Below are 11,582 nucleotides of genomic sequence, written 5' to 3'. Positions count from 1 at the left end.
GAGATCATGGTCGAGATTCCATCCGACAGCGCAGGCGCCATCCCCTCTGCCGAAGTCGAGGATGTCGAACTCTATCATCCGAAAAGCTGGTGGACGAAATATGTGTTCAGCCAGGATGCCAAGATCATTGCCGTGCAATATTCGATCACGGCGATCGCGATCGGCCTGGTGGCGCTGGTGCTCTCCTGGCTGATGCGGATTCAGCTCGCCTTTCCCGGCTATTTCACCTTTATCGATGCCGATCACTATTATCAGTTCATCACCATGCACGGCATGATCATGGTGATCTATCTGCTGACCGCGCTGTTCCTCGGCGGCTTCGGCAATTACCTCATTCCGCTGATGGTCGGCGCGCGCGACATGGTGTTTCCCTACGCCAACATGCTGAGCTATTGGATCTATCTGCTCGCAGTACTGATCCTCGCCGCGGGCTTCTTCGCCCCCGGAGGGCCGACGGGGGCCGGTTGGACGCTCTATCCGCCACAGGCCGTTCTCTCCGGCACACCCGGCGGAAAGGACTGGGGTATCCTGCTGATGCTCTCCTCGCTGATCGTCTTCATCATCGGCTTCACCATGGGTGGGCTGAACTATGTGGTGACCGTACTGCAGGGACGCGCTCGCGGCATGACACTGATGCGCATGCCGCTTACGGTCTGGGGCATCTTCACCGCGACCGTGATGGCGCTGCTCGCCTTTCCCGCCCTCTTCGTCGCCTGCGTCATGATGATGTTCGATCGCTTGCTCGGCACGAGCTTCTTCATGCCTGCTATCGTCGAAATGGGCACGCAGCTGCAGCATGGCGGCGGCAGCCCGATCCTCTTCCAGCACCTCTTCTGGTTCTTCGGGCATCCGGAGGTCTATATCGTCGCATTGCCGGCCTTCGGCATCGTTTCGGACCTGATCAGCACGCATGCGCGCAAGAACATCTTCGGCTACCGCATGATGGTCTGGGCGATCGTCATCATCGGCGCGCTCAGCTTCGTCGTTTGGGCGCACCACATGTATGTCAGCGGCATGAACCCGGCCTTCGGCTTCTTCTTCGCCACGACGACGCTGATCATCGCCGTCCCAACGGCGATCAAGGTCTATAACTGGGTGCTGACGCTCTGGCGTGGCGACATCCACCTGACCCTGCCTATGCTCTTTGCGCTCGCCTTCATTGTCACCTTCGTCAATGGCGGCCTGACGGGTCTGTTCCTCGGCAACGTCGTCGTCGACGTGCCGCTGTCGGATACGATGTTCGTCGTCGCGCATTTCCACATGGTCATGGGGGTCGCGCCGATCCTCGTCATCTTCGGGGCGATCTATCACTGGTATCCGAAGGTGACGGGACGCATGCTGAACGACGTGCTCGGCCATATCCACTTCTGGATCACCTTCCTCGGCACCTATGCGATCTTCTTTCCGATGCACTATCTCGGCCTGCTCGGCGTGCCACGTCGTTACTTCGAGATGGGAGAGACGGCCTTCGTTCCGCCTTCGGCCGATACGCTGAATATCTTCATCACCGTCATGGCGCTGATCGTCGGGGCCGGACAGATGGTCTTCCTGTTCAATCTGGTCTGGAGCCTTTTCCGGGGCAGGGAGTCCGGCGGCAATCCGTGGCGGGCAACAACGCTCGAATGGCAGACGCCGCAGACGCCGCCCGCCCACGGCAACTGGGGCAAGGATCTGCCTGTCGTCTACCGCTGGGCCTATGACTACAGCGTGCCGGGGGCGGCCGAGGATTTCATTCCGCAGAATGTGCCGGCAAGCGGCGACGTCACACGGGAGGTTCCGGCATGAACGTCACGCTGATCTTCCTTGCCGCAGTCGCCGCCATTATCTTCTGGTGGCTTTCCGGGCAGCGGTTGACCTCGAAGCCCTGGCTCGAAACCGGGTCGGTGCAGTTGCCGGGTCATGACGGTGCCGAGCGGCAAAGGCTGCCGGCGCCGGCGGTGAAAATCGGGCTCTTCGTGTTTCTCGGCGTCGTCGGCGCCGTCTTCAGCCTTGCCGTCAGCGCCTATTTCATGCGCATGGCGTCGACCGACTGGTGGGCGACGCCTGTTCCCCGGCTGCTCTGGGTGAACACTACGGCACTGGCCTTAAGCAGCGCTGCCCTGCAATGGGCGAAAAGAGAAGCAGAGCATGGCCGCATGGAGGTGCTGCGACCGGCGCTTGCTGCAGGACTTGCGCTTGCCATCTTCTTTCTCATCGGGCAGATCCAGGCATGGCGGGAGCTGACGGCGGCCGGGTACGTGTTGGCCGATAACCCTTCCAACAGCTTCTTCTACATGCTGACCGGCCTGCACGGCCTGCATATCCTCGGCGGGCTTGCCGTGCTCGCGCATACGACAGTCAGGGCATTTTCAACCAACGTTGCGCCGGAGAGGCTGCGCCTCAGCGTCGATCTTTCCGCCATCTATTCGCATTTCATGCTCGCCGTCTGGATCTTGCTCTTCGCGCTCTTTGCCGGCTGGGCGAATGATTTCGTCGATCTCTGCCGCACACTGCTCAGTTAGGAGATTTGCAGATGGCACAGACTATCGATACACACGGCGAGCCCGACCTCCGGCCAGCCGGTCTGCGCGGTGTCGCCGCCGATTTCAGCTCGGATCAGCGCGCCTTCAAGACCGCCTCCTGGGGCAAGGCGATGATGTGGATCTTTCTCTTGAGCGACACCTTCGTGTTCGGCTGTTTCCTGATCGCCTATATGACCGCCCGCATGTCGACGCCGGTCGCCTGGCCTAACCCGAGCGAGGTCTTCGCGCTGCATATCGGCGGCCAGAACGTTCCGCTGATCCTGATCGCGATCATGACTTTCGTGCTGATCTCGAGCAGCGGCACCATGGCGATGGCGGTCAATTTCGGCTATCGCCGCGACCGCCGCATGACGGCGATGCTGATGCTGCTGACGGCCGTTCTCGGGGCATGCTTCGTCGGCATGCAAGCCTTCGAATGGACGAAGCTGATCACCGAAGGCGTGCGACCCTGGGAGAACCCGTGGGGGGCGGCACAGTTCGGATCGACCTTCTTCATGATCACCGGCTTTCACGGCACCCACGTCACGATCGGCGTCATCTTCCTGCTGATCGTCGCCCACAAGGTCTGGCGCGGCGATTTCGATGTGGAACGGCGCGGCTTCTTCACCAGCCGGAAAGGCCGCTACGAGGCCGTCGAGATCATGGGCCTCTACTGGCACTTCGTCGATCTGGTCTGGGTCTTCATCTTCGCGTTCTTTTACCTGTGGTGAGGTCGTCATGAGCGAGACAACAGCGCATGCACACATCGGGGGACAGCAGCCCCAAACCGGACAGCAGCACCCGATTCGGCTCTATCTCTTCGTCTGGGGCCTGCTCTTCGTGCTCAGCGCCCTTTCCTACATGGTCGATTATCTCGGCATCCAGGGCTATCTCAGGTGGACGCTGATCCTGGTGTTCATGATGCTGAAGGCTGGGCTGATCGTCGCCGTCTTCATGCACATGGCCTGGGAACGGCTGGCGCTCGTCTACGCCATCCTGCTGCCGCCGCTGCTGGTGCTGGTTTTCGTGGCGCTGATGGTATCGGAAGCAGACTACACGATCTTCACCCGGCTGGCGTTCTTTGGGGCTGGGCCGTAGGGTCTGCTGGGCAGGATGGAAAGATCGGAGCGGACTTCGGCCATGACCCAGGAAATCCGCCTTTTTGGCGCTATTGCGGTCCGACCCGCCGTCCTTGCTCTCATATCCCGGTTCGAAACGGACACAGGATTCACAGTTGCGGTCAAGTGGGAGCTCAATCCTGTCGTCAAGAAGCAGATTGAAGCTGGGGAGCCTTTTGACCTCGTCATCACCAATCCGAACCTAGTTGAGGATCTGGCCGCCTTGGGAAAGATAAAGGCGGGGAGCGAGGTCGCGTTCGGCCGGATAGCAATGGGGGTGGCGGCCAAGGCAGGCGGTCGGCCGCTCGACGTCGGATCGGTGGAAGCATTCAAACATGCGTTGAAGAGCGCCAGATCGATCGCCTACGCCAGTGAGGGAAGTAGCGGCGGCTACTTCTCCGGTTTGCTGGAGCGCTTGGGAATAGCCGATGAGGTAAAGCCCAAGCTGGTGGCCATATCAGGAGGGCAGACCGCGCCGGCCGTAGGCCGTGGGGAGGCCGAGTTGGGCGTTGTTCCCGTGACGTCGATTCTCGCCGCCGCTCCCGAGGTCGTGCTTGTCGGTCGGTTTCCGGCAGAACTCCAAAGTTACATTGACTTCGCTATTGGCATCAGCGCCGATTCAACGGACGCAGAAGCGGCCAGGCAGCTGTCGGAATTTTTGACGTCGACAGCCGTCGACGATATTCTGGCGGCAAAGGGCGTCGAGCGCCGCTGAAAGCTGCTTGATAAGCAGCGATCGGTTCACGGTCATCGTCTGATTTTCAACGTCTCGAAGGTAGGGGGCTCCCCTTCTTCTCCCAGGACCGCAGCGCACGCCAGAGCACGGTGTTGTCTGCATAACCCAGCACACGCGCAATCTCGGACATCGGTGCGGCATGTCGGTCGCCGAGATAGTGGGCGGCGAGTGTCTGGCGGTGCTGGCGAACGAGATCGCGAAGCGACACGCCTTCCTCTGACAGCCGGCGCTGCAGGCTTCGCGGCGACATCTTCAGTTCGGCGGCAAGCGTTGCAACTGTCACCGGTTTGCGGCCGAGATAGATGCTGATCAGGGCCTGGACCTTTTCCTTGAGGATATCGCCGGCCGCTGGCTCGTTGACCAGATCGCCGATATGCCGCTCCAGGATTTCGATCAGGCTTTTGTCTTCCGCACGATGTACACGGTCAGCCTCCGCCTTGTTCATGACGATCCGGTTGCTGGATTGGCCGAACAGGATGGGCGCGCCATAGATGCGTTCGAGCACGCCGGCGTCGCGCGGGGCGTGATGCTCGAGCTGCATTTCGATCGGCCGCCAGCCGCGACGGAAGCACGAACGGACGAGCTGACAGGAGGCGGCGATCGTGAATTCGCTGTCCTGCCGGCGCGGCCACATGCTGGGATCGACGATCCGGTAGCTCCAGACAAAATCGCCATTCTCCTCGAACACGCCGGAACTGGTCGCGCCTTGTACCGCGTTGACATATTTCGACAGCCGCTCGAAAGCGCTCCGAATGGTCGGCGAGAGCGCGAAGAGCATGCCGATGGGGCCGATGTCGGCGGGCTTGAAACCGGTGCCCATGCGGGCTCCCAGTGCCGGTTCACCGGTTATCGTCGCGGCCTCCTCGAACAGCGCGACATAACGGGCCATGGGCAGGACAGCGTAGGGATCTTCCAATTGCGAGCGCAGAATGCCGTGCGAAGCCAGAAGAAGGTCGGTTTTCCCGGATCTTTTATCGATTTGTTGCACCAGCGGGATCAAGACGGAGGCTCGAATTGAAGCAACTGCGGGCATGCGGCTGATCAAATGCGATGCAACTGCCATTTTCAGCGTCTCCGGTGACCTTCGTGGCGCGAATTATCGATTCATTGGCATAAACTGCAATTTCGGGGCCAGATCGCCGCGCTTACCTTCTTGCCAACAAACAAGCAAAGAGGGGTTCTCCATGACACTGGAAGCAAGCATGCCCGCACCATTATCGCCGGAGCGTCGTCTGGCCAGGAACTCGGTCGGCCTCGCCCACATCGTGTTCTTCGTCGTTGCCGCGGCCGCGCCGCTGACAGCCGTCGTCGGCGCTTCGCCGGCCGCTTTTGCCTTTGGCAACGGCGCAGGCGTTCCCGGCGCTTTCGTGCTTGCCGGCCTGCTCTACCTGCTCTTCTCGGTTGGCTTCACCGCCATGAGCCGGCATGTGGGCGGGGCAGGAGCCTTCTACACCTATATCACCCACGGTATTGGCAAGCCGGCCGGTGTGGGTGGTGCCTTCATGGCGCTGGTCACCTATAGCGCGGTTCAGATCGCCATCTATGGCCTGTTTGGTTTCTTCATGGCCAATGCCATAGCGCCGCTCGGGCTGGTCCTGCCCTGGTGGGCCTTCGCCTTCGCGGCACTCGTCGTCGTGCTGGTCTGCGGTCAGCGCAACATCGCCTTCTCAGGCGCGATCCTCGGCGTCTGCATGATTGCCGAAATCGCCATTTTGCTGGTTCTGGATCTTGCCATCGTCTTTTCTGGCGGCGGACCGGAAGGCATCACCTTCTCCTCCTTCATGCCATCGTCGGTCTTTGCGCCCGGTCTTGGTGTGGCGCTGGTCTTCGTCATCGGTTCCTTCATCGGCTTCGAAGCGACGGCCATTTTCGGCGAGGAAGCCGAGGATCCGGAAAAGACCATTCCCCGGGCCACCTATGTCGCGGTGCTGCTCATCACCCTCTTCTATGCCTTCTCCACCTGGGCAATCGTGCAATTCTACGGTCCGGGCAAGGTGCAGGCTGCTGCTGCTGCCAGCCTCGACAGCTTCTACTTCACTGCCGCCAATTCCGTGCTTGGCCCATGGTCGAGCCAGGTGATGAACGTGCTGCTGATCACCAGCCTGTTTGCCTGCATCCTGTCCTTCCACAATACGCTCAACCGCTATTTCTTCGCTCTCGGCCGTGAAGGTCTGGCCGCCAAGGTGCTTGGCAAGGTTCATACCAAACATGGCTCACCCTACGCTGCAGGTCTTCTGCAAAGTCTGGTCGCGGCCGTTGTCCTTGCCCTGTTCGTGATCTTCGGTGCCGATCCCTATACTGTCGTGTTCTCGTGGATGGCGGCGCTGGCAGGTATCGGTATTCTGCTGGTGCAGGTGCTTGTCTCCGTCGCGATCATCATGTTCTTTCGCAAGACGCCGAACAGCTACAGCGCCTGGACCACGATGACCGCGCCAGTGCTGGCGCTGCTCGGTCTCATGGGTTCGTTGGTGCTGGTCAGTTCCAATCTTTCACTCCTTTCCGGCAGCGAAAGCCCGATCGTCAAGGCTTTCCCCTATGCCATGGTGCTGGTGGGGATTTTGGGCGCGCTGTTTGCGATCCGGGTCAAGAGATCCAAGCCCGCTCTCTACGCCTCGCTTGGAAAGGTCTTCGAATGAGTGCGGTTGCTGAATTTGCATCCGTCGATCGCCTTCTGGTTCTCGCAGTCGCGATCCTTGCCGGCGCAACATTGCTGGTTGCCGTCGAGGCACACGCCTTCTGCTCTCTGTTCTGCATTCATGCAAACCAGATGATCGAGCCACAGATCTGCTCCGGTCGATCCTGATCACCGCAGCTAGCGACGCGCCATGTTGCGTCGTCTCTTCCAAAAACAAGAGGTATACCAATGGACGCCGTTGTCGCAGTTACCCATCCGCTCGATCCTTTGAGCCTCGACGAGATCGCTTCCGCCGTTGCCATACTCAAGGATAGGCAGACACTCGCGGCCACCTTCCGCTTTCCGATCACCCGGCTGGAGGAGCCGACCAAGGCGGATCTTGCCGCCTATCGCCTGGGCGACAGGCTGCCGCGGCTTGCCTTCATCCTGGCAATCGACATCAGCAATGGCGAAACCTTCGAGGGCATCGTAGACCTGACTGCCGGCACGGTGTCCTATATCCGGCTGCCTCTCGATGAACTGCCCTACGGTCAGCCGCCGATCATGCTGTGCGAATTCGAAACCGTTGAAGGCACCGTCAAATCCGATCCGCGCTGGATCGCTGCCGTCAAGAAGCGCGGCATTACCGACGAGGATATTCCGCTTATCCAGATCGATCCTTTTTCCTCGGGCTATTTTGGCCGCGAATTCGAGAAGGGAAAGCGCATCGTCCGCGCCGTGTCCTATTGGCGCGAGGATGTCCGAGACAACGGCTACGCGCATCCGATCGAGGGCGTGGTGGCGGTGGTCGATCTGATCACCAACCGAGTGGTCGATCTCGTCGACGACGAGAAGATCATTCCGGTTCCGAGGAAGAAGCGCAATTATGGCCGCGAAACCTTCCCGGAACCGCGGCCCGATCTCACGCCGCTGCATATCGTTCAGCCGCAAGGGCCGAGCTTTACGGTCGATGGCTGGAAAGTCGAATGGCAGAACTGGAGTTTCCGTGTCGGTTTCACGCCGCGCGAAGGCCTCGTTCTGCATGAACTCGGCATCAAGGATGAGGGCAGGCTGCGACCCGTCGTCTTTCGCGCCAGTGTCACGGAAATGGTCGTGCCCTATGCCGATCCGACCGCGAACCACTATTGGAAGAGCGCCTTCGATGCTGGCGAATATGGCCTCGGACGCCTAGCCAATTGCCTCGAACTCGGCTGCGACTGCCTCGGCCATATTCACTATTTCGACGTGCCGGCGGCGGATGATCTCGGCCAGCCCTTCATCATGAAGAACGCGATCTGCATGCATGAGGAGGATTACGGCATCCTCTGGAAGCATTACGAATTCCGCAACGGTATTTTCGAAGTGCGCCGTTCGCGCCGCCTCGTCATCTCCTTCTTCGCAACCGTCGGCAACTACGATTACGGCTTCTACTGGTATCTCTACCAGGACGGCACGATCCAGCTCGAAGCCAAGCTCACCGGCATCATCCAGACGGCGGCGGTCGCGACCGGCGAAACCTATCCATGGGGCGGCATGGTCGATGACAATCTCGGCGGTCCGACCCACCAGCATTTCTTCAATGCGCGCCTGCACATGGATGTCGACGGTGGTGACAATACCGTGACCGAGCATGAGTTCGTGCCGCGTCCCTGGGGCGAAGACAATCCCTATGGCAATGTCTTCGATACCAGGAGCCGGGTGCTGAAGCGCGAACTCGATTCGCCGGCACTCGCCAATGGCGAGACCGGCCGTTACTGGAAAGTCTCCAACCCCAACATAAAGAACAGCATCGGCAATGCGCCGGGCTACAAGATTGTCGTCATGCCGTCGCCGGTCATGCTTGCCCAGCCGGATTCGACCGTTGCCCAGCGCGGCGGCTTCGCCAAGAAACACATCTGGGTCACGGCCTTCGATGCCAGGGAAAAATATGCGAGCGGCGATTATCCGAACGTGCATGCCGGCGGCGACGGCCTGCCGGGTTATGTCAAGCAGAACCGCGAAATCGAGAATGCCGATGTCGTGTTGTGGCATTCCTTCGGCCATACCCATGTCTGCAAGCCCGAGGATTTTCCGATCATGCCGGTGGAATATGCCGGTTTCACGCTGAAACCGAACGGCTTCTTCGCTTCCAACATTGCCATGGACCTGCCGCCGGAGGGAAACAGCCAGAGTGTCGACAATCGCCTGCTGCAACCTTCGGCCGATGACACCGGAAACGGTTCCTGCTGCCACACATAGCTGTAATGCTCGACGGCCTGGCGCGCGGCTGACGTCTTCCCGGCGAGGCGAGGCGCTGTAGAGGTGCAGAATGTGTGCCCTATTGTCCCACCCCGGAGGCTCCCTATGGCTGGGGTCTTGTTGTTTCGTCACGACAGGGGCTGACCCAAGGGGCGCGCGCGGTCGCCGCGAAGCCTCACACGGCAGGTCGGGAGAGCGTCAGCTCTGCCGGGCTGCTGCGATGAAATCGGCCGACTGGCAGATCAGCGCATCTCCCATGAAGGCCATGTTGGCGAATGAGCGCTCGGCGGCCTCGGCATCCCCGGCGCCGCAGGCGTCGCTGATGACGAGCGGCACAAGCCCGACGTCGGCACCGTGGCGAACCGTCGGCTCGATGCCGATTTCGGTGGCAACGCCGCAAATGGCGAAGCTGGTCAGACCCAGATCGCGCAGAATGATCGACAAAGGCGTGCCTTCGAAAGCCGAAAAGGTGATCTTGTCGATCACCGCCTCGTCGTAGCGCGGCTGAAGTTCGGGCACGATCTCGAAACCTTCGCTTCCTCTGAGAAACCAGGGCTTGATGGCGGCCGGATCGTCGATCCTTTGCCAGGCCATGGCCTGACGGCGCTGGAAGGCGCCCATCAGAGCGAGCGGCATCGACATGTGCCGCATGAAGATGACGGGAAAGTTCGATGCCCGCGCGGCGGTCAGAACCGACAGGACACGGGCGGTGATGCCGGCGCCGTCAGGCATTTGCCGCATGATGCCGACCTGCATGTCATAGACGACGAGAGCCATTTGATCCGGCCGGCAGAAATCGCCGATCGTCTTGCCGGGGTGTTTGATGGAATGCATGCTCGGCCTCCTCTTTTCCTGCTTATGTAGAGGAGATGAATTGCGTCCGGCAAGCAGAAGGTGACCGTTTCCGGGGCGAGGCGGACATTGTCGGCGGCTTGGTCCGCGACTGACGTCTTTCCGGCGAAGCGGCGACGCTGTAGAGTGGCGATGCGCCCGACCGTCCCGCCCGGAGGCTTCTTATGGCTGAGATCCTTTTGTTCCATCACGCACAGGGGCTGACGCCGGGTGTGCGCTCGTTTGCCGACGATATCAGGGCAGCCGGTCACATCGTGCACACGCCTGATCTGTTTGACGGGCGCACATTCCCAAGCATCGAAGCGGGGATCGCCTATATCGGCGAAATCGGATTCGACGCCATGCGGGAGCGCGGCGTGCGCCTCGCCGACGAATTGCCTGCCGGGCTCGTCTATGCCGGGTTCTCCTTCGGGGTGCTGCCGGCGCAGAAGCTGGCGCAGACGCGGCCCGGCGCCAGCGGGGCTCTGCTCTTCTACTCCTGCCTGCCGATCAGCGGCGAGTGGGCCTTCGGACCCTGGTCGGACGGCGTCGCGGTCCAGATCCACGGCATGGACAACGATCCGATTTTTGTTGGCGAGGGCGACATCGACGCCGCCCGAGAGATCGTGGAGAAGGTCGAGGACGCGGAGCTTTTCCTGTACCCAGGCGATCAGCACTACTTCGCCGACAGCTCGCTGCCGTCCTATGACGCGGATGCGACCGCGCTGCTCACCCTCCGCGTGCTCGAATTTCTGAATCACGTCTGATCCAGACATTCCGCGGGAGATCCGGTTTGGCTCCGGTATAGCCGTCCGGAGATAGATGCCGTTCATCCTGCAGCGCGGCTTCGGCGCGGAGCGGACTATTCCGACACCACGCAGAAATTGTTGCCTTCGGGATCATTCAAGACCGTGTAGCCATCCGCTTCCCGGACGAAGCTCGCTCCGAGGGATAAAAGCCGTTCTACCTCCCTGGCCCGATCGGGGGTGGCAATATCGAGATGCAGTCGGTTGCGGGCGGGACGTTCCCCCTGGCGAAGTTGGAAGCAAAGGCGGGTTCCGGGACCTTCGACCATCACGGTCGGGTCAGTCTCGGGTGTCAATCCGAGAGCGGCAAGGCGGTCCAGTTCGTCGTCGTCATATGGCATCACGTCGTAGCCATCGAGCGCCTCCGCCCAGAACCGGGCGACACGCGAGGGAATGTCGCAATCGATGACGATTTCTTTCAGCCTTGCCATGGAATCCTTCAAGAATTGTTGGGCCGGCGACGGCAAACGCGTTCGACGAGCGCGCCACCGACGGCCGGCAGCAATGCGAAAAGTAAGAGCTGCGGTGTCTCCGTCAGCGCCAACAGGCCAGACATGAGGAAGGCGACCAATAATCCTGCCAGCACCCCGGCTGCATAGGGAAGATAATCTTTCAAGAAAGCCTCCGTCTTGTGCTGATCTCAAACAGAAGGGCATTATTGGCTTGAGATAGAGATCTTTGCGGTATCGGCAATGGCTGGTTGCGGCCGAACCTCACGTCGTCCGATCGGTTTATGCG

Annotated in this window: 13 protein-coding genes; 9 read left to right on the top strand and 4 right to left on the bottom strand. The window is 60.7% G+C overall.

Features of this window, described 5'->3' with window-relative positions; translation table 11 throughout:
• Positions 1-6: 6 nt before the first annotated feature.
• The 5 genes from ctaD to BS630_RS18785 are packed head-to-tail and all read left to right on the top strand — an operon-like array spanning position 7 to position 4,334.
• The gene (gene ctaD / locus BS630_RS18805; protein WP_077978594.1) at positions 7-1,785 is read left to right on the top strand and encodes a cytochrome c oxidase subunit I; all 1,779 of its coding nucleotides are present in this window, start codon (positions 7-9) and stop codon (positions 1,783-1,785) included.
• The gene (locus tag BS630_RS18800; RefSeq protein ID WP_077978593.1) at positions 1,782-2,501 is read left to right on the top strand and encodes a cytochrome c oxidase subunit 3; all 720 of its coding nucleotides are present in this window, start codon (positions 1,782-1,784) and stop codon (positions 2,499-2,501) included. Before ctaD ends, BS630_RS18800 begins: the two co-directional genes overlap by 4 nt.
• 11 nt (positions 2,502-2,512) lie before the next feature.
• Positions 2,513-3,232 carry a heme-copper oxidase subunit III family protein gene (locus BS630_RS18795; RefSeq protein ID WP_017961022.1) on the top strand — a complete coding sequence of 240 codons (720 nt, stop codon included), beginning with the start codon at positions 2,513-2,515 and terminating at the stop codon, positions 3,230-3,232.
• Positions 3,233-3,239: 7 nt separating this feature from the next.
• Entirely contained in the window at positions 3,240-3,599 is a 360-nt protein-coding gene (locus tag BS630_RS18790; protein ID WP_077978592.1) for a cytochrome C oxidase subunit IV family protein, read from the top strand.
• A gap of 42 nt (positions 3,600-3,641) precedes the next feature.
• Positions 3,642-4,334 (top strand): molybdate ABC transporter substrate-binding protein, encoded by a 693-nt coding sequence (locus tag BS630_RS18785; protein WP_183594412.1) that lies wholly within the window; start codon positions 3,642-3,644, stop codon positions 4,332-4,334.
• A 46-nt stretch (positions 4,335-4,380) separates the two neighbouring features.
• On the opposite strand, the gene BS630_RS18780 is transcribed toward BS630_RS18785, so the two are convergent.
• Positions 4,381-5,418 (bottom strand): AraC family transcriptional regulator, encoded by a 1,038-nt coding sequence (locus tag BS630_RS18780; protein ID WP_077978589.1) that lies wholly within the window; start codon positions 5,416-5,418, stop codon positions 4,381-4,383.
• Positions 5,419-5,539: 121 nt separating this feature from the next.
• Between BS630_RS18780 and BS630_RS18775 the strand changes: the two genes are divergently transcribed.
• From BS630_RS18775 to BS630_RS18770, 3 genes are read left to right on the top strand one after another with little or no spacing between them, the layout of a single operon-like run.
• Positions 5,540-6,991: an APC family permease gene (locus BS630_RS18775; protein WP_077978588.1), complete on the top strand. Its 1,452-nt coding sequence runs from the start codon at positions 5,540-5,542 to the stop codon at positions 6,989-6,991.
• Positions 6,988-7,158 (top strand): hypothetical protein, encoded by a 171-nt coding sequence (locus BS630_RS37410; RefSeq protein ID WP_165940265.1) that lies wholly within the window; start codon positions 6,988-6,990, stop codon positions 7,156-7,158. Before BS630_RS18775 ends, BS630_RS37410 begins: the two co-directional genes overlap by 4 nt.
• A 60-nt stretch (positions 7,159-7,218) precedes the next feature.
• Positions 7,219-9,207, top strand: a complete 1,989-nt coding sequence (locus BS630_RS18770; RefSeq protein WP_077978587.1) for a primary-amine oxidase — start codon at positions 7,219-7,221, stop codon at positions 9,205-9,207.
• 198 nt (positions 9,208-9,405) lie between these two features.
• On the opposite strand, the gene BS630_RS18765 is transcribed toward BS630_RS18770, so the two are convergent.
• A complete protein-coding gene (locus tag BS630_RS18765; protein WP_077978586.1) occupies positions 9,406-10,041 on the bottom strand; it encodes a cysteine hydrolase family protein in 636 nt (211 codons plus the stop codon).
• A gap of 182 nt (positions 10,042-10,223) precedes the next feature.
• On the opposite strand from BS630_RS18765, the gene BS630_RS18760 reads away from it, so the two are divergent.
• Positions 10,224-10,805, top strand: a complete 582-nt coding sequence (locus BS630_RS18760; protein ID WP_077978585.1) for a dienelactone hydrolase family protein — start codon at positions 10,224-10,226, stop codon at positions 10,803-10,805.
• Between the two features lie 95 nt (positions 10,806-10,900).
• Here the strand turns inward: BS630_RS18760 and BS630_RS18755 are convergent, their stop codons facing one another.
• Positions 10,901-11,275: a VOC family protein gene (locus tag BS630_RS18755; protein WP_077978584.1), complete on the bottom strand. Its 375-nt coding sequence runs from the start codon at positions 11,273-11,275 to the stop codon at positions 10,901-10,903.
• Between the two features lie 8 nt (positions 11,276-11,283).
• Positions 11,284-11,460 (bottom strand): hypothetical protein, encoded by a 177-nt coding sequence (locus BS630_RS37405; RefSeq protein WP_020050553.1) that lies wholly within the window; start codon positions 11,458-11,460, stop codon positions 11,284-11,286.
• Positions 11,461-11,582 lie beyond the last annotated feature (122 nt).

It is taken from the genome of Rhizobium laguerreae (assembly GCF_002008165.1).
In the GTDB taxonomy this organism is placed as follows: Bacteria; Pseudomonadota; Alphaproteobacteria; order Rhizobiales; family Rhizobiaceae; genus Rhizobium; species Rhizobium laguerreae.
The sequence above is the reverse complement of the archived record's forward strand: the minus strand, read 5'-3'. Positions and strand labels throughout refer to the sequence as shown.

What these genes read in the sequence shown, in the direction of transcription:
- BS630_RS18760 (WP_077978585.1), top strand. Translation starts at nt 10,224, where the DNA reads ATGGCTGAGATCCTTTTGTTCCATCACGCACAGGGGCTGACGCCGGGT.
- BS630_RS18785 (WP_183594412.1), top strand. Translation starts at nt 3,642, where the DNA reads ATGACCCAGGAAATCCGCCTTTTTGGCGCTATTGCGGTCCGACCCGCC.
- BS630_RS18790 (WP_077978592.1), top strand. Translation starts at nt 3,240, where the DNA reads ATGAGCGAGACAACAGCGCATGCACACATCGGGGGACAGCAGCCCCAA.
- BS630_RS18755 (WP_077978584.1), bottom strand. Translation starts at nt 11,275, where the DNA reads ATGGCAAGGCTGAAAGAAATCGTCATCGATTGCGACATTCCCTCGCGT.
- BS630_RS18795 (WP_017961022.1), top strand. Translation starts at nt 2,513, where the DNA reads ATGGCACAGACTATCGATACACACGGCGAGCCCGACCTCCGGCCAGCC.
- ctaD (WP_077978594.1), top strand. Translation starts at nt 7, where the DNA reads ATGGTCGAGATTCCATCCGACAGCGCAGGCGCCATCCCCTCTGCCGAA.
- BS630_RS37410 (WP_165940265.1), top strand. Translation starts at nt 6,988, where the DNA reads ATGAGTGCGGTTGCTGAATTTGCATCCGTCGATCGCCTTCTGGTTCTC.
- BS630_RS18780 (WP_077978589.1), bottom strand. Translation starts at nt 5,418, where the DNA reads ATGGCAGTTGCATCGCATTTGATCAGCCGCATGCCCGCAGTTGCTTCA.
- BS630_RS18775 (WP_077978588.1), top strand. Translation starts at nt 5,540, where the DNA reads ATGACACTGGAAGCAAGCATGCCCGCACCATTATCGCCGGAGCGTCGT.
- BS630_RS18765 (WP_077978586.1), bottom strand. Translation starts at nt 10,041, where the DNA reads ATGCATTCCATCAAACACCCCGGCAAGACGATCGGCGATTTCTGCCGG.
- BS630_RS18770 (WP_077978587.1), top strand. Translation starts at nt 7,219, where the DNA reads ATGGACGCCGTTGTCGCAGTTACCCATCCGCTCGATCCTTTGAGCCTC.
- BS630_RS18800 (WP_077978593.1), top strand. Translation starts at nt 1,782, where the DNA reads ATGAACGTCACGCTGATCTTCCTTGCCGCAGTCGCCGCCATTATCTTC.